This window comes from Haloarcula sp. 1CSR25-25, from assembly GCF_032027985.1.
Taxonomy (GTDB): Archaea; Halobacteriota; Halobacteria; order Halobacteriales; family Haloarculaceae; genus Haloarcula.
The window spans coordinates 19,085-36,489 of the sequence record NZ_JAHYBW010000010.1; the positions used below are offsets into that span (position 1 = coordinate 19,085).

Genomic DNA, 17,405 nt, shown 5'->3' on the forward strand with positions numbered 1-17,405 from the left:
ATCACCAGGTCATCCAGTCGGGGTCCTCACAGCGGTGGGTCCGCTCGATAGCGTCGATCCGCTCTACGTCTTCGGCGTCGAGTTCGACGTCTAGCGCGCCGAAATTGTCGCGGAGGTGGTCGACGGAACTCGTCCGCGGGATCGCCGTCACGCCCTCTTTCGAGAGTACCCACGCGAGCGAGACGACCGGCTCCGAGACGCTGTGCTTCGCCGCGACCTCGGAGATGACGTCCACGTCGAATACCTCGCCCTGGGCCAGCGGCGAGTAGGCGACGAGATCGGCGTCGGTGTCGGCGAGGAACGCCCGGAGGTCGTTCTGCTGGAGTAGCGGATGCATCTCGACCTGGAGCGCGTCGATGGGGCGGTCGATCAGTTCGTCGGCGAGTTCGAGGTCGTCGACGGTGTAGTTGCTCACTCCGAGGTTGTCGACCTGGCCGTCGGCGACGCGGTCCGCAAGGACCGGCAGAACCGTCTTGATGTCGTCCTGCCCGCGCGGCCAGTGGTGATACAGCAGGTCGATGCGGTCGAGGCCGAGTTTCTCGAAGCTCTCGTCGATGGCCCGCTCGACGTACTCGGTCGTCTTCTCTGGCTCCTCGAAGTGTGCGACCTTCGTTGCGACGAAGAGGTCGTCACGGTCGATATCGGCGGCGGCGATGGCCTCGCCGACCTCCTCTTCATTCCCGTAGAGCCGGGCGGTGTCGATGTGGCGGTAGCCGTGTTCGATGGCCGCTTTGATCGTCTCGACGCCGTCCGCGTCGGTGAGTGTGTACGTCCCGAGTCCGAGTCGTGTTTCGCCTTCGAGCATATCCGCCGATATAGATGCGGGTCGTATAGTGGTATCGGCTTCGGTAGACTCCCGTTTGGCTTCTCCAAATCTTTATTTCATGCGCTGTCGTGATTTCACTCGATGCGCATAGCGCCCCACACTAACGGGACTCGCTGGCAGTTGAATCTGTCAGAGACGTATCGCACATGTGTCAGACAAACAATAGCGTTCGCTCGCGGTAGGACGGAGGTGACCGCATGACCCTCGACATCGGCTTCCTCGGCTACCGATTTATGGGGAGGGCACACGCGAACGCGCTCGCGCGCTTGCCGATGTTTTTCCCTGACGCGCCGGCGACGAACCGTGATGTACTCATCGGCCGGAACGAAGAAGCGGTCAGTGACGCGGCGGACCGTTTCGGCTTCGACCGAACGGCGGGCGACTGGCGCGACGTGGTCGACGAGGTGGACGTGTTCTACAACCTCGGGCCGAACCACGTCCACGCCGAGCCGACTATCGCGGCCCTGGAGTCGGACGTCCACGTCATGTGTGAGAAACCGCTCGCGCCCGATATCGAGACGGCGACGGAGATGCGCGACGCCGCCCGCGAGAGCGACGCTGTGGCCGCAACGGGGTTCAACTATCGCTATGTGCCGGCGATCCAACTGGCCAAGCGACTGGTCGACGAAGGTGAACTGGGCGAGATCTACCGCGTGAAGGGGCGCTGTCTACAGGACTGGCTGGCCGACCCGAACCTGCCCTGGAACTGGCGCTGTGACGCGGACGTGTCCGGGACTGGTGTCGTGGGTGACGTGGGCTCGCACACAATCGACCTCGTTCGCTGGATTATCGGCGATATCGAGAGCCTCAGCGGCTCACTGGTGACGCAGATCACGGAGCGACCTGACCCCGACGGCGACGGGACCCGACCGGTGACGACCGACGACGAGTACTCGGCCCTCGTGGAGTTCGAGAACGGTGTGGAGGGAGTTCTGGAGGGGTCTCGGATCGCAACCGGGCGAAAGGCCGACAACGCTATCGAGATATACGGGTCCGAGGGGGCGCTGAAGTTCTCGCTCCGGCGACTCAACGAACTCCAGGTCAAGGGGTCGGACGACCGCGGCTACCAACAGATTCTGGTGACCGACGACGATGACCCCTACATGGACCGCTGGTGGCCAGCAGGCCATATCATCGGCTGGGAGCACACGTTCGTCCATGAGAACTACGAGTTTCTCACCGCCATTCGGGATGGTGAACAGTACCGACCGAGTTTCGAGGACGGCGTCGACGTTCAGCGCGTGGTTGAGGGCATACGGGAGAGCGACGAGCGTGGTGAGCGAGTATACGTCTGACGGTGCGGACGACAGTGAGAGGATTCCGAGAAGCTTCTCTCGACAGTGCGCAAGCTGTGCAACCAGTGACATAGATGATTAATAGAAATACTTATTTACCTGTTCACCAATGGTAAAGTGTATGCCTGACGGTAACGCATCCGAACACGGTGACGAGATAGTATCGATCGATCTCGGCGTCTCACGGCGAAATCTGATGAAACAGATGAGCGCCGTCGGCATCGCAGGTGGCCTTTCCGCGCTGGCCGGCTGTGGTGGGCTCCGGTCTGACAGCCAGACACCAACGGAATCTGCAGACGGCGAAAGTGGCGACGGTTCCGGTGGCCAGAGCGACGGTGGAGGCGGCTCAGACTCGCTTCCAACAGCACTCCGAGTCCCGCTCGTCCCCCCGCCCACCGCCGACAGCATGGACCTCGCAAACCCGACACACGAGGAACGCGAGATGGTGTTTGTCACGCACGTCGTCGACGAGTTCATGACCGGCATCATCGTCGGTATGAACGACGCGCTGAACAACGTCGGTTGGTCGGGCGAGTTCATCGGTCCGTCGAGCCACGATCCGGCACAACAGATAGAGACACTCAACACCACCATATCGCGGCTCAATAACGGCGAAGACGCTATTGCGACGAGTATTCTGAACAAGGACCAGTACACCGGCCCGATCCAGAACGCCATCGACAATGACATTCCCGTCGCTTCGTTCAACACGAGCGTCTACTCGGGCCAATACAGCGAGATGATGGACACGTTCGGAACCGTCATCCCGTACGTCGGCCAGAAGTTCGTCGAGGCCGGCGTGGCAGTCGGTCAAACTGGGTACGAACGAGCAACGGAAAAGGTCGACGGGGAAATCGTCGCACTGCCGACGACCTCCGCGCCGGACCACCCGGCGCTTTCCGCGCGTGCGGAAGGGATTCGGATGGCACTCGAAGCACAGGACAACGTAACCGTCTTAGACACGCTGAACGTTAGCGGGGACCTGTCGCAGGCAATCAACCGCGTCGACACGAAGTACAGCTCCACCCCAGATATCAATCTCATCCTGGGGACTGCCCTTCAGGGCGCCATCGCCGGCGGGCGCCTCGTCGAGAACAACAGCCTGCAAGACGAGATGACGGTCGGTGGCTTCGACCTCCCCGGACCGACGTTAGACGGGATCGAAAAGGGAACTATCGACTTCACCGCAGGACAGGACCCGTACAGCCAGGGCAGCATGCCAGTCAACATGATGTGGAACTACATGGAGCGTGGTGTTCCAATGAAGGACTTCAACACCGGGATCTCCGTCATCGACGAATCGAACCTCGACTTCGCCCGGCGTCGTTCCGGATCGTGGGGCGACTTGCAGAGCTGGCAGGACAACAACTACTGACCCAACTGTTCCCCGTACCCCTGCAGACACTATTGACGGTTGTCTACCGTTGGTTTATCGCTGTAATTTTTCCCCTTTGGGAGGCTGTCAGCCGCTCGTATAGCCACTCGATATATGCCGTAAAACCAATGTTTTATAATTGGTGAATGCGTTCGACTAGGTATGGCAGAGGTTGATGCCTCAGTATCAAGAGACAGTGGATTAGGCAGCGTATCACGACTGTTACAGAGTCGGGAGGTCGGGGCGATACTCGCAGTGAGTGTCCTTTTGGCGCTTGGGACAATCGTCCGGGCGGACGTGTTCCTCAGCACAGACAATCTGGTCGGCATCGTTCGGAACACCGCGGTGACAGCCATCATCGGATACGGGATGACCATGCTGATGGTCTCCGGCGAATTCGATCTGTCGGTCGGGTCGTTGATGGCTGTCTGTGGCGCGCTGGTAGCGACCATGTATGGGACCGGCTACCCCATTCTGTTCGTGGTGTTGTTGGTGCTCTTGTTTGCGGCCCTGTACGGGCTGTTCCAGGGACTGATGATAACCAAACTCGGGCTTCCGTCGCTTATCGTCACTATCGGGACGCTGACATTGCTTCGGGGCGCGAACCTCGTTATTCTCCAGGGGCAAACCGCAACGATAGGCAGCGACAACTATCCCGACCTGTTGTTCTACATCGGGGGCGTTGCGGAACTGGGCTCTGGGCCTGCATTGCTCCAGCAGTTCCCGATTCAGATCGTCTGGACCATCGCGTTCCTCGTCCTTGGCTACTACGTCCTCAACAGGACCGCCTTCGGCTACCGCTCGATGTTCACCGGCGGGAATCAGGAGAGCGCTCAGCGAACCGGTATCAAGACCGACCACGTGAAGATTATCAACTTCATGCTGGTCGCGCTACTCGCGGCCTTTGCCGGCATCGGCCAGCTAGCCTTTACGCAGGCCGTATCGCCGTCAACCGGACAGGGAACTGAACTGATCGTCATTGCCAGCGTCGTCATCGGCGGGACCAACCTCTTCGGTGGCGAAGGGTCGATGCCCGGCACGTTCCTGGGTGCGCTCGTGTTCGCACTCACGCAGAACATCCTCGTGCTCGCGGGGCTGGGCGTGCGGCTGTTCCAGGTTTTCACTGGCATCTTCATCATCTCGGCAGTGTTGATCGAGGTGCTGAGCCGGGACGTTCGCATCGAGTACCTGACTGACGATTACATCGATCCGATTAAGGAGATTATCAGCGATACGAATGGCTTCTTCAAGTACGTCCGCAGCGACGTCCAGGGCATCGACGAGCCACTCCTGTTTGCGACCATCGGGACGCTTATCGTTACGTTTGTAACGCTGGTTGCGGTGACAGTCGTTGACTTCGCTCTCGGCTGGGGCTTCTCCTTTGCTATCGTGAGTCCTGGTGTCGCCGCGCTCGGGACGCTCCCGCTCGTGACGTTCATGTCGATGGCCGGGCTTCTCCTCCTGACCGCAATCTTCCTGCACGCGTCCGTGAAAATCATCGGGACGCGGCGCGACTTCGACACCACGCTCCAAGGAGTCATCTATAGCTTTGCTCCGGCCGTGTTGCTGTTCCTGCCGATTCTTCTGTCCGGATGGGACTTCATCGGGCCGGTCGTCGCGATAGCAGCGGCACTCGTGTTCCTCCCGTCCCTGTATCTCCTGTACAGTTCGACGCAGATACTCCACGAGGCCAGTAGTCGGAACGCCGCACTGTCAGTCGTGATGACTGTCATTCTCTGGGCACTGGTCATCGTCTTCACCCTAACGCAGATTTCGGCCGTGAACTGATCGACGGGGCGTTTTATTCAGTTATCAGCAGTTCTATTGTTCTCGGTGACGACCGGCTCAACGAGGCAGTAACTCCGGTATAACCCACCACATTTATAATGGTGGATGGCGACCCTTCCACCATGTCAAAGGCAGACGAGCAGACAGTAGATGGAGATATGACTACGCCCGCCGGTGCGGGAACGGACGAGGACACTATCCTCTCCGTGGAGAACGTCTCGAAACACTACGGCGGCGTCGTTGCGCTCGAAGACGTATCCCTCTCAATAAAAGAAAACGAAGTCCTGTCCATCGTCGGTGACAACGGAGCTGGGAAATCGACGTTCATAAAGCTCCTCTCAGGTGTTATTCCGGCGACCTCCGGGACGTTTAAGATGCGTAACGAAGAAACCGGCGAGCTCGAACACATCGTCCTCGATTCGCCGTCTATGGCCAAGCGGGCTGGCATTGAGACAGTGTTTCAGGACATGTCGCTGTCGATGCAACACGACGTGGCCTCGAACGTGTTCATGGGCCGCGAACCGACGAAAAGCGGGCTTCGAGGGAAGCTTCTCCGCCGTATCGACAGGGAGTATATGGAAGAGCGGTCGATTGAAGCCCTGGACGAGATCGGTTTCGAGATTGATCCCAACGCGGTGACAGAAGAGCTCTCTGGCGGACAGCAGCAGGCCGTTGCCGTCGCTCGGGCGCTCATTTCCGATCCGAGAGTCGTTATCCTTGACGAGCCCACGGCCGAGGTGTCCGTCGAGGGCTCACAGAAGATTCTGGACCTGATCGAAGAGCTCCAGGCATCCGGGAAGACAGTCATTTTCATCACCCACAACCTGCAGGAAGTGTTCGACGTAGCGGACCGCGTTGCCGTGCTCCGCTCCGGAAGTCTCGTCGCAGAACTAGAAAACGACGGCACCATTGACCGCGAGGACCTCGTCGGTCGCATGACCGGCGCGATTCAGTAGCGCCGTCGCCGACAATTGGACACTGCTTTTCGACATTCTCTCTCTCGTCTTCGCATCCATCGAACAGGAGTTCTTGGAGCCGAAATAGCCCTCCCGAGGGAAACCTATTTGTGAATGTCTCTCTCATTCTCGTATGTCATGAAAGTCGGAATGATCGGAGCCGGGAGTATCGCCCAGATAATGCATCTGCCGTATCTGGCCGAGATTCCGGACATCGAAATCGAGGCGTTGGCCGACCCAGGAGCGAACACCACCGAAACGCTGGGCGACCGATACAACGTTCCCCACCGCTACCAGGACAGCGAGACGCTCATCGAGAAGGAACAGAACCACCTCGATGGCGTGGTTATCGCGACACCGATGCAAACCCACGCCGACCTCGCTATCTCGGCGCTTGAAGCGGGGCTACACACGTTCGTCGAGAAGCCCATAGCCGTCACACCCGAAGACGCAGAGTGCGTTGTCGAAGCCGCTGACGCCGCTGATGTCGACTGCATGGTCGGGTATATGAAGAGATACGACCCCGGTTTCCAGCGGTTCGCTGAGCTGGTCGAGGACATCGATCAGATCGATCTCGCCACCAGCGTCGTCATTCCCCCAGATGTCGGTTCGGTCCTCGAGGACACTTACGACCTCGTCCAAGCTGACCTCGACGATGCGTTCATCGAGGAAAGCATGGCGGCCCGCCAGCGTCAGTGCGAGGCGGCTATCGGGACCGATGACGAGACCCTCACTCGCGCCTACGGCTACCACCTGGAGAGCATCTGCCACGACGTGAACGCGCTCCGCGGCGTATTCGGTTCCGTCACAGGTATCGATCATGTCGACGTATTCAGCGACTGGAAGTATCTGACGGCACAGCTCCGGTACGAGGGCGACCTCCGCTGCATGCTGGAATCGGGTGCCACCGACCGGATGTGGTATGACGAGCGGATTCAGGTCGACGCCCCGGACCGGTCCGTCTCCATCGGATTTTCGAACGCGTTCATCAAGAACACCCCGGCCGATGTTCGTGTTAAACAGGGGACCGAGGAAACCGAGGAGACAATTCACACGCCCTCGGCCGACGAGGCGTTCAAGCGCGAACTCGAGTACTTCAAGGAGTGTGTCGAGGGGAACGCTACTCCGCGGACCACACCGACCGACGCACAGCGTGACGTGGAACTCATCGCCGACCTGTTCCGTGAGTTCCAAGGGCATGAACTGGTCGGCGACCCACGGACGTAGCGGTTCACCGACTGGGACGGTCGTCTTCTTCAGTACAAGTGGTCGGCTTTGGAAGGGCTCTGACGCCGCTCAGCGGTCAGTAACCGACCGTAAGTGGTCTATGTTTTCTTTGGCGTGGACCAGCGGATGGTCCTTCTGGTTCTCGATTTCGATGGTCCGATGGCCGTCGTACCCGACTTCGTCCAGGGTTTCGAACACCGCACCGAAATCGATAACGCCCTTGCCGAGGTCCGTAAACGCCCAGATGTAGTTGACAATGCTGTCGTAGTCTTTCTTGCCAGCGGTGAGGTTCTCGACGTGGGTCTCGAACTCCGCCGGGGGGTCGATATCCTTGAGATGGACGTAGGCGATATCGTCTGCGAACCGTTCGATCCCCTCGGTGATATCGCCGTAGGCGTAGTAGTGGGCCGTGTCGAACAGCAGTTCTACGTTGTCCGGTCCCTCATCCAGCCAGCGGCGGATTTCCTCGGGCTGTTCGATGTGTGCGCCGAAGTGATGGTGCACGATTGGTGTGACGCCGGCGTCCTTCGCGGCGGCTCCGATTTGGTTGAGCCAGTCAGCGAACGTATCGTCATCGACGACACCTCGAGGCGGAGGCAAGATCCCGAGGAAGTCCGCCCCCAGCGAGCCGGCCAGTTCCGCGCCGTCGATGGCGGCTTGCAGATCTTCTTCCGTATTGAGCCACCCGGCCATAACACAGTAGAGCTCGAGGTCGTACTTGTCTAGAAGTTTCCGCAGCTTCGTCTCACCGATGGCTTCGGCCTTTCCCAGTCCGATTTCGACACCGTCGTACCGACACGCTGCGAAATCGCCTATCCCCTCGGAGACGACAGCCTCCGAGTCATACATGATGGTCGCGTATCCGATTCCCATACGGCTACATGTCACACAGCCAGGGACAAAACGTTTTATACACAGATCTGGGATTCCCGCACGATAGAAGTACCCAAGCAATTCAGTCGAACCGACTACTGGCCGGTAATCTGCCACCAATAGTCCAGATTCGCCTTAGCGTGTGCAATCGGGTCTTTTGTTTGGTTCTCTATCTCGATTGTGATGTGTCCATCGTAGCCGATCTCTGCAAGTGTATCATGGGCGGCGGCGAAGTCGATGACACCTTCGCCGAGGTCGGTGAAGGCGTTGTAGTAGAGGAAAACAGTATCGAGTCGAAACTTCCCCTTCGACAGCGCGGCGACGTGTTCATCGAAACCAGCACCAGGCGCGACATCTTTCAGGTGAACGTATTCGATGTCGTCAGCGAATCGTCGGATGCCGTCGGATAGGTTACCCTCTGGATCGCCCTTGTCGTACGGATAGTGGTGGGCCGTATCCCAGAGCAGTCCCAGAGAATCCGGAGCGCGGTCGAGCCACTCTTCGATTTCGTCAAGCTGTTCGACGCGGGTCCCACCGTGGTGATGGAGGACCGGTGTGATGTCGGCGTCGACCGCGGCGTCGCAGATCTCACCCAGCCACCGCTCAAACTCGGCGTCATCGGTTGTCCCTCGGTGGGGTGGAAGAATACCCAGATACGGTGCCCCCAAGTCGGCGGCTGTTTCCGCCCCGGCAGCGATACGGTCTGCCGCCTCCTGCGTTTCGAGCCATTCACCCATCGCACAGTAGAGGTCGAGATCGTAAGCAGACAACTGTTGCTTAAACGAATCTGCCCCCACAGCATCGATTTCTCCTAAACTCGTCTCCACGCCGTCATACCGACACGCACCGATGTCAGCAATTCCATCCAGTAACGATTCCTCGCCGTACATGATAGTCGTGTATCCGACTCCCATACAAGTCACCACACTCTAGGCCGATATATAAATTGGGGACCGCCGATAGCAGCTACTATCTACGGCGTCAATCATACGGCCATCTACATGGTAGATCTCTGGTCGCTACTACGCCTTTGATTCTCACTGTTCGGCCCTCGCGAACTAGATACCTGACTTCTAACGACATACGCCTTGCCAATAGACTCAAGCCTGCTCTTGTAGAGCATTGCTCCAAGATTGTACTTTTCCGTTCGTAATGTCCGAACGAGTTCTGCTCCAAGAATAACAGTGGTACGTCTGTTATCAATCTACCTTAAATATACATTATCACATATATTAGAGAACTGTGTGTTCGGAAGACACGAATGGCGTGCTGTAATTCCTCAGTGGGTATTGTAACCAGAGCGCACTCAGAAGATTCCAGTCGAACTAATAGCTCGCAACCAAACGGAGAATGGACCGGGTCCGTCGCTTTACTCCCGCTGGATGTAAGTCACTGGGCAATTCGCATTCAGGAGAATCTGTTGTGCATGGTCGCCAAACACCGCTTTACCAGTCGGTGTCCGGCTCGCGCCGCCGATGAACAACTGGTCGATATTGAGTTCATCTGCAATACGGACAACTTCGGTGTCGGGGTTCCCGACGACGCCGCGAATCTCGTAATTTATCTCCAGATCAGATAGCTTTTCAGCCGGTGTTTTGACACTGTTGTGTCGGGAAGCCAGTTCATCCGGTTGGATCGCTCCAGAGGTCCGGTCTAAGTCCAAGTCGTCCATCAATTGATCGTACTCATTGTTCGTGAACACGTGTAACAGGTACACAGTCGCGTCTGCAGGCTTGGCGACTGCGATAACTGCGTCAAGGAGTCGCTCAACGTGGTCTCTGTCGTTCTCCCCAACCGCGAGCAGGACATTATCTAACGATTTCGACATACACAAAATTTAGATACGATCATAATAATTGTTATGCTTGTCTTCGGGACCGCTAGCGGGCAATCCTGAAAAACATGTGATAGTGCTCACGTCGAGTGATCGGGAAGGCGAATGCTTCACGAAGTTCACAATCGCCTCGCTCGGCGCGCTCTTCACCGGGATGTAGCGGATTGTTGTGGGTCGCCAGCGCTCTGACAGCCATATCATACGCTTCGAGCGTCGCGCACAGATTTGCCTGCGCGTCGGAATCATCCAACAGGGACGTTCGATTGATATAATCTTTGCCGGGGTAGCCACCACAGCCGAATTCAACCGCGTTGACTCCGAGATTGTCGAGGTACGCAAGTGCATCTGAGAGCGGTTCATCCGCTAACGGGACGGGTAATATGCCAACTACCATACAACAACGATGTCGCATTGTCAGGGCTTTAATTCTCGGACCTGACTAAACTGTCGGCCATACAATACTGCCAACCACATGCGATTCAAGGATAGTCACTCATCATCAATCTAATTTATATTTGGATTTTAGATTTATAATTTGCCCAAATCATACCAAAATAGACATATATTAAATCATATTCTCTTTTTTAAAGATATATATCATACTTATGGTTCCAAAGTCAAAATTCTAAAAGCAATCAACAAACTGATGTCGCATGGGTCTCGTACTCGCGATGATAGGCTACTGGCACTCCGCCGCAATTCATATAATGTATGCAGAGTTAGAAGCTAGTAAGCCATGTCTCGAACCACTGCCACCATTCCGGATGATCTAACGAACCTCATGGAGGGGGCGGTCAAAGCGGGCATCTTCGAAAATAAGAGCGACGCAATCCGCCATGTACTCCGTGAATACTTCGAAGAACACGAGAATGCACGGGTTGCGGCTGCTGTCTCATTGTATGAAGAGGAGCGAATTACGCTCGGGACTGCTGCTCGGCTTGCTGGGTTTAACCGCTTCGAGATGCGAGACATCCTTCGCGAGGAGGGTGTTGAACTTCGATTTGGACCGGAGGACATGGACGCCGCACGCGATGAAATAGACGTGGCTCGGAATCTCGAATGACAGGTGCGCCTGCTAACGCGACCGTTCTCAATACAACTGTTCTATCGAACTTCGCGCAGGTGGATCATATCGAACTCATAGCGTACCTGCCTCGACTCGTCACGGTTCCTGCTGTCCAGATGGAACTCACCGAAGGGTTTGAAACACATCGCTATCTCGAACACGCGTTAACTGCGCTTGAAGAAGATATTCCTGTCGTTGAGCCATCAGCGGAGGCACACCAAATCGAGCAGTCTCTCTTGGAAACGCTTGACCCAGGTGAGGCTCAAGCACTGGCAGTTGCAGACGACGTTGCTGGAACAGTGATCACGGATGATGGTGATGCACGTGCGACTGCGAATCACCGGGGTATCGAACTAACTGGCTCGATTGGGTTGCTTGTCCGTTCTGTTGAGGATGATCGAATTACAGCAACGACCGCAGACACGTATCTTAAACGTTGGATCGACGAGGCTGGGTTTCACTCACCCGCTCGGGATCTCGATGTGTTCCTCGACGAATAGCGTCAGCATGAACAACTGATATCCCGATCACGCTTAGTGCAGATCTGGGCGGTGGCTGGGTTCGAGTTGCGGTAGTAATTCTCCCAATCGTCGATAATTGTCACTGTCAGCGAGCCCTTCGAGCGCGGAATCTCGGCCTGCTCGTCGGTTCCCTCAATCTTCTCATTCCACTGTCTGCGTCGTCAGCCTACTCCTCAGGTATATCGACGGCGATCGCGTCGTTGGCGATATCGAATCTATGCGCGGCGAACTCAACAACGACTCCGATAGCGGTCTCGGTAGCGTGCAGCGCAAGACCATCGCAATCTGTCTCGAACTGGGCAAGTCGTTCACTGACTAATAGAACAGAATTACTAACCAACAAATCGCCGCCGAGGGGGGAACTGTTGGTTAGTCTGAAGTCTGTGTCGGGGTGAAGCCACGGAAATCCGGGGAGAGACACACCACTTTTTCACGTGAAGCTGGTGAAGGGTGAAGACTCCGGTGGAACTCCAGCAGTCATCTAACTATCACGCATCGGCAAAATATAGGAGTAACAAGGCCGCTACCACCAAAACCAGGAATTTTGCCATTAGACTAGTGTCAGAGCTTTAGATGAAATAGTGGACTGTTGCTCTAACAAATACTCTACTCTAGTTCTTCACTCGAAACAGTGGTGTGTGTGGGTGTCTTCACTTGAAACAGATGCAGAGGTGGTTTTATATACTCCTCTTGTGAAGATTGGCTATGCGTCGGTTCGAGCGGAAACAGAATATTTTCCGGAACAAAGACGCCCTGGGGGAGTCCTACCAACCGGAACGGATTGAGGAACGAGATGAAGAGATTGAGGACTATATGAACGCTCTCCAGCCGGTCATCGATGGGTGGGAGCCAAACAATATTTTTCTCTACGGGAATACTGGCGTCGGGAAAACAGCCGTTACCGAGTATCTTCTTGACAGACTCCAGGACGACGTCGCTGCGTACGATGATATCGATCTCTCCATTATTTCGCTCAACTGCAAGACGCTCAACTCCTCGTATCAGGTGGCTGTGGAACTCGTCAATGAACTCCGTCCATCCGGTGGCGAAATCAGTACGACCGGGTATCCACAGCAAACCGTGTTTAAAAAGCTCTATCAGGAGCTTGAGGCCATCGGAGGAACCATTCTCATCGTACTTGATGAAGTCGATTCAATTGGCGACCGAGATGAGCTGCTCTATGAGCTTCCCCGAGCCAGGGCCAATGGGAATCTCGACTCGGCAAAGGTCGGTGTTATTGGCATCAGCAACGATTTCAAATTTCGCGACCAGCTTGACCCGCGGGTTCAGGACACACTCTGTGAGCGGGAACTCCAGTTCCCGCCATACGATGCGACAGAGCTGAAAAACATTCTCGAATCACGTGTCGAAGTCGCTGTCACGGATGGGTCAATCGATACCGGTGTGTTACAGTTGTGTGCCGCTCTCGCTGCAAGAGACAGTGGCAGTGCCCGGCAGGCCCTTGATCTTCTTCGGTTAGGTGGTGAAATCGCGGAAAACCTGGAGGCTGAAATGATCAAAGAAGAGCATATCGAGGATGCTCGCTCACAACTCGAACAAGAACGGGTGGAAGAGGGGATGCGCGAGTTGACGACGCATGGCCGCCTTGCACTTTTAACAGTCATTTCGAAAGCAGCCAAAGAGGAAACGCCCTGTCGGACCCGTGACCTCTACGAGGAGTATCGATCACTCTGTGAGTCGTCCGAAACCGATGCGCTGGGGCAGCGGTCGCTTCATAACCATCTGTCAGACCTTCGGATGTTAGGTATCCTCTCAGCGCATGAAAATCGGAGCGGTTCCCGAGGGAACTACTACGATTACGAACTCGATGTTCCGTTCACCAGTGCTGTTGAGGCGATGTCTGATGTCCTTCACCTCACAACGGAGATCGATACAATCCGTGACATTGCCGCTATGAACAACGTTGGATGAAAGGGACTCCACCCTTTCAAGTGAAGGTATGTAGCGGGCGGGGCAACGCGCTTCACTTGAAAGAGTGGTGTGTCTGACGGACGCCGTTTCACTTGCAAGCGTGGTGTGGTTACAGTGAGTCCTTCACTTGAAAGAGTGGTGTGTCCGGTGGTAGGCTTTTTACATATAACAGTGGTGTGTGCGCTCCAGAACCGACTCTTGCCACAATGAAGGGCCTCGTCGTCTACACCGCCGCGCAATGGCAACGTCGTTGACGGAGTTTCAGACGAACCCTTGTGGGATTGAAGCAGCACTGGAAGTCACAATTCCTGAACTCCATGACAACTTAGACCCACAACGATTGTTTGAACCGTACCGACACCACTGTTCCCGGAGTAAAACTACGCCGGCTTGACCGGCCCAACATACTGACTCTTCACCTGCTTACCCTCACGCCACTGGAGGTAGTAATACTCGCGGTCGTCGATATTCTTCACTGTCACCGTGCCCTTCGAGCGCGGTATTTCGGCCTGTTCGTAGGCGTCGGCTACCTTCTCGTCCCAGTCATCCGCGTCGTCGGCCCATTCCTCGGGCGTGTCCACGCTGTCCTGGTCCTCGACCCCGCCATCGCTCTCCAGCATCGCGGCCAGTTCGTCGACGGCGGTGACCGCCTCCTCGTGGGCGTCGCCACCGTCTTGGTCCAGCGCCTTGACGTCGATGTGCTGCAGCGCGGACAGAGCTTGGTGGACGTACTCCTTGTCGCTCACACGCTAACCAACACGACCGGGCACAATAGCGTTTGTGTTGGTTAGCTTGGCCACACCCTGTTTCGAGTGTTCACACCCCACTGTTTCTGTTGGTTTGTCTGGTGGGTTGAATAGAATGATTAAACCAGTCGGTTGAACCGATTGATTGAAACAACTGATTAAATCAATAGGTTATTTGAACCAGTGGCTACAATAGTTGGGTATGCTCTCGTACAGCACCTACAGCGAGGCTGGGGGCGTCGGCAAGACGACGACGGCCGCAAATCTGGCCGTCTCGCATGCTCGCGCCGGTCTCAAACCGCTGGTCGTCCCGTTAGACCCACAAGAAGGCAACCTATCGCGTCTGTTTGGTGTCGACGAGGACCGCTCGAAAGACATCGACCATCTCGCCCGGCATATGATAAACCGGCCGAAGGGAGACTTTGAGGACCTCATCGTCACCGCGGAACACGGCGTTGACATCATCCCCGAGCACAATCAACTCGCCGATCTCGGTGATTGGCTCCGCCGCGAACAGGACCAGGCCGCCGCTGTCGGGGATGCGTTTAATATCCACGCCGCGCTACTTAGCACACTCGCTGATGCCGGCGTCCGTGACGAGTACGATGTCCTGATTTGTGACCCGCCGGCCACGGAAGGCCCACATCTGCACAACGCCATCAACGCCACGCGATCACTGGTTATCCCGGTCGAACCGAGCGCGAAGGGCCAAGCCGCCGTCGAGGGTCTGGAACAACTCGTCGCTGGACTGGAAGAGACTATCGAAATAGATGTAGGCGTGCTGGCTGCCGTTCCGGTCGGTGTCAAGGGCACGAACGATCAAGAGCGCATCCTCAGCGAGATACCCTACTCGACGCCGGAGACGTTCGGTGACCGAACGTCACTGATGGAAGGCTCGTGGGCACAGCAGTGTTCGGCGTTCACCTACGTCCGCGACCACCGCAACCGCCGCCGTGACTACGAGCTCGACACGCTAGCTCAGTACGACCGGCTCGCTCGCTATCTCGAAGTGCAAGCCGAGATTGAAGCCCCGAACCCACCAGAACCCGGCGCTATCGAGGAGGTGGCCTAAATGGCGGGGATGAAAGAGGGGCCTGGTGAGGATCCGTTCGCCGACGATTCGACCGACGAGGAAAGCGATCCAGTGTCGGATCAAGAACCCGAAACGAAAGTCGAATCGCATTCTGAACCCGAACGCGACACCTCCGACAGCATGAGTACAAACGAAATCCCGTACGTGATTCGCCGACAGACAGTCAAAGAGGACAGGGATAACGAACACGTTGCATTTCTTCGCGACGAATACGCCGAACTGGAAGATCAAATCAGAGCTGACGTAGCCGATGAACTCGACATGCGGTCGAAGGATGTCTCGGTAACTGATCTGCGTGAGGCCTTCGTCGAACTCGCGGCAGAGAACCCAGATGCTGTGGCTGAAATACTGGAGAGTTGGGGCTACGAGCATCTGAAATAAATCGAACCGCCAGTTTTCGACTGTCTGACTCTCCCTATAACCGGTTCCTGTCAGAAAGGGTCTATGCGGATTCTATATAGCGATATGAACTTTAAAGCAATATTTGCCAAACCACCGTAGAGCCATAAGTCTGGACTACGTCTCCTGTCCCAACAGAACTATTATGATTTAGTGTGTTTCCCTCAGTATGCCGAAATCGGCTGATTCAGACCCAGAACTGGGAGCGCACGACGCCTCCCCGGAAGTCGAACGGACAAAACCGTGGCACTCCACCGACGACGTCCCCTGGACACTACTCACTGAGCCCCAACTCGCCGACGCCTACGAAGCCGTCGTCGTCCCGGCGCTCCGTCGCGACGACTTCGACCCCGAGACCGACCGACCATCCTACGAGTGGCTCTCGAACAACGGCTTCCGCGGGCTCACGTACGCGCTGAAAGAGTACCACGACACGACGTTCGGCGAGTTCTGGTCGGAAACCCTCGAATACACCACTGAACACAGCGGGTACAACTGGGACATCAACCACGACGAGACTCGGGAGTCCTTCCAAAAGTACCTCGACGCAAAGCAATCCGCAGCGAACGACTGGACCGATAGCACCCGTGAGACCATCCGGTACCGACTCGCACGCTACGCTCGCTCCTATCGGGAGCGACACGGGACCGACGATCTTCTGTCTCCCGTGGACGCCGACAGCAACATCTCGGAAACCGAAGCCGTCGACCGCTGCCGGGATACCTTCTCTTACATGGCCGATGAATACGCTGAGTCCACCATCGCACGCGTGCACGATGCAATCCGTACGTGGTACGGCTGGCTCGAAGATCGGCGTGTGGCCACTGTCAATCCCACGAACGGCGCTGAGGACTGGTTCTCGTGGACTCGCTCGTCGGACACGGACCCCGTCGCTTTGAAGACCGAGCACGTCCGGGCGATGTTCGACGCCGCTATCACGAGCCGCGACCGGATGCTCGTCGTCGCACTGGCGGGCTGGGGCCTCCGGGCGGGCGAAGTCGCGGCGCTGCACCAGGACCAGCTGCACCTCGATGCCGACGACCCACACATCCAGTTCGACGAACGAAAAAATGGCCCGGGGACCGTCGCAATCGTCTTCGGCGAGGACGTGGCCCGCCGGCACGTGTCCCGCGTTGATGGCTACCTGTTCACCTCGGAGCGCTCCAAAACCGGCCACGTCGACGGCACGACCATCGCGGGCTGGTTCCACGACCTCGCCGACAAGGCTGGCGTCCCCGAGGAGATTGACGGGGTTGCCCGGAAGCCTCACATGGGCCGGCGCTTCTGGTACGACGCCTACTCACAGACGACCGAGGACCTGCTGAAACACGTGCAGGATATCGCCGACGAACAGGGGAGCGCGAGTGCGAAAGTAGTGTTCGAAGACTATCTGACTGACGAGCGAAAGCGAGAACTCCGGCGAGAGTTCATGCGAGAGAAACTGAGCGCGGCGTTTGACAGCGATATAATTTAG

Annotated in this window: 17 protein-coding genes; 11 read left to right on the plus strand and 6 right to left on the minus strand. The window is 56.8% G+C overall.

Annotated elements, in window-relative coordinates; all coding sequences use genetic code 11:
- Position 1 precedes the first annotated feature (1 nt).
- The gene (locus tag KZ498_RS21005; protein ID WP_312621369.1) at positions 2–805 is read right to left on the minus strand and encodes an aldo/keto reductase; all 804 of its coding nucleotides are present in this window, start codon (positions 803–805) and stop codon (positions 2–4) included.
- Between the two features lie 218 nt (positions 806–1,023).
- On the opposite strand from KZ498_RS21005, the gene KZ498_RS21010 reads away from it, so the two are divergent.
- The 5 genes from KZ498_RS21010 (at position 1,024) to KZ498_RS21030 (ending at position 7,467) form a co-directional block, all read left to right on the plus strand.
- Complete coding sequence (locus tag KZ498_RS21010; protein ID WP_312621370.1) at positions 1,024–2,121, plus strand: Gfo/Idh/MocA family oxidoreductase; 1,098 nt, start codon at positions 1,024–1,026, stop codon at positions 2,119–2,121.
- A 121-nt stretch (positions 2,122–2,242) separates the two neighbouring features.
- Positions 2,243–3,496, plus strand: coding sequence for a substrate-binding domain-containing protein (locus tag KZ498_RS21015; protein ID WP_312621372.1), 1,254 nt, complete (start codon positions 2,243–2,245; stop codon positions 3,494–3,496).
- Positions 3,497–3,658: 162 nt separating this feature from the next.
- Complete coding sequence (locus tag KZ498_RS21020) at positions 3,659–5,284, plus strand: ABC transporter permease subunit (protein WP_312621373.1); 1,626 nt, start codon at positions 3,659–3,661, stop codon at positions 5,282–5,284.
- A gap of 98 nt (positions 5,285–5,382) precedes the next feature.
- Positions 5,383–6,240 (plus strand): ATP-binding cassette domain-containing protein, encoded by an 858-nt coding sequence (locus KZ498_RS21025; RefSeq protein WP_312621375.1) that lies wholly within the window; start codon positions 5,383–5,385, stop codon positions 6,238–6,240.
- Between the two features lie 138 nt (positions 6,241–6,378).
- A complete protein-coding gene (locus tag KZ498_RS21030; RefSeq protein WP_312621377.1) occupies positions 6,379–7,467 on the plus strand; it encodes a Gfo/Idh/MocA family oxidoreductase in 1,089 nt (362 codons plus the stop codon).
- A gap of 69 nt (positions 7,468–7,536) precedes the next feature.
- Here the strand turns inward: KZ498_RS21030 and KZ498_RS21035 are convergent, their stop codons facing one another.
- The 4 genes from KZ498_RS21035 to KZ498_RS21050 all read right to left on the minus strand — a co-directional run bounded on the left by KZ498_RS21035 (position 7,537) and on the right by KZ498_RS21050 (position 10,568).
- The gene (locus KZ498_RS21035; RefSeq protein ID WP_312621379.1) at positions 7,537–8,340 is read right to left on the minus strand and encodes a sugar phosphate isomerase/epimerase family protein; all 804 of its coding nucleotides are present in this window, start codon (positions 8,338–8,340) and stop codon (positions 7,537–7,539) included.
- Between the two features lie 95 nt (positions 8,341–8,435).
- A complete protein-coding gene (locus tag KZ498_RS21040) occupies positions 8,436–9,230 on the minus strand; it encodes a sugar phosphate isomerase/epimerase family protein (RefSeq protein WP_312621380.1) in 795 nt (264 codons plus the stop codon).
- 479 nt (positions 9,231–9,709) lie between these two features.
- Entirely contained in the window at positions 9,710–10,168 is a 459-nt protein-coding gene (locus KZ498_RS21045) for a universal stress protein (protein WP_312621382.1), read from the minus strand.
- 52 nt (positions 10,169–10,220) lie between these two features.
- Complete coding sequence (locus tag KZ498_RS21050; protein WP_312621383.1) at positions 10,221–10,568, minus strand: hypothetical protein; 348 nt, start codon at positions 10,566–10,568, stop codon at positions 10,221–10,223.
- Positions 10,569–10,910: 342 nt separating this feature from the next.
- Between KZ498_RS21050 and KZ498_RS21055 the strand changes: the two genes are divergently transcribed.
- The 3 genes from KZ498_RS21055 (at position 10,911) to KZ498_RS21065 (ending at position 13,693) form a co-directional block, all read left to right on the plus strand.
- Positions 10,911–11,237, plus strand: a complete 327-nt coding sequence (locus tag KZ498_RS21055) for a UPF0175 family protein (RefSeq protein ID WP_312621384.1) — start codon at positions 10,911–10,913, stop codon at positions 11,235–11,237.
- Positions 11,234–11,740 carry a twitching motility protein PilT gene (locus KZ498_RS21060; protein ID WP_312621385.1) on the plus strand — a complete coding sequence of 169 codons (507 nt, stop codon included), beginning with the start codon at positions 11,234–11,236 and terminating at the stop codon, positions 11,738–11,740. Before KZ498_RS21055 ends, KZ498_RS21060 begins: the two co-directional genes overlap by 4 nt.
- 726 nt (positions 11,741–12,466) lie before the next feature.
- A complete protein-coding gene (locus KZ498_RS21065; protein WP_312621387.1) occupies positions 12,467–13,693 on the plus strand; it encodes an orc1/cdc6 family replication initiation protein in 1,227 nt (408 codons plus the stop codon).
- Positions 13,694–14,073: 380 nt separating this feature from the next.
- Here KZ498_RS21065 and KZ498_RS21070 read toward each other — a convergent pair whose 3' ends face one another.
- The gene (locus tag KZ498_RS21070; RefSeq protein WP_312621388.1) at positions 14,074–14,439 is read right to left on the minus strand and encodes a hypothetical protein; all 366 of its coding nucleotides are present in this window, start codon (positions 14,437–14,439) and stop codon (positions 14,074–14,076) included.
- A gap of 202 nt (positions 14,440–14,641) precedes the next feature.
- On the opposite strand from KZ498_RS21070, the gene KZ498_RS21075 reads away from it, so the two are divergent.
- The 3 genes from KZ498_RS21075 (at position 14,642) to KZ498_RS21085 (ending at position 17,405) form a co-directional block, all read left to right on the plus strand.
- On the plus strand, positions 14,642–15,511 hold the full coding sequence (locus KZ498_RS21075; protein WP_312621390.1) for a ParA family protein: 870 nt from the start codon (positions 14,642–14,644) through the stop codon (positions 15,509–15,511).
- Positions 15,512–15,913 carry a hypothetical protein gene (locus KZ498_RS21080; protein ID WP_312621391.1) on the plus strand — a complete coding sequence of 134 codons (402 nt, stop codon included), beginning with the start codon at positions 15,512–15,514 and terminating at the stop codon, positions 15,911–15,913. It abuts the gene before it with no gap.
- A 187-nt stretch (positions 15,914–16,100) separates the two neighbouring features.
- Positions 16,101–17,405, plus strand: coding sequence for a hypothetical protein (locus KZ498_RS21085; protein ID WP_312621392.1), 1,305 nt, complete (start codon positions 16,101–16,103; stop codon positions 17,403–17,405).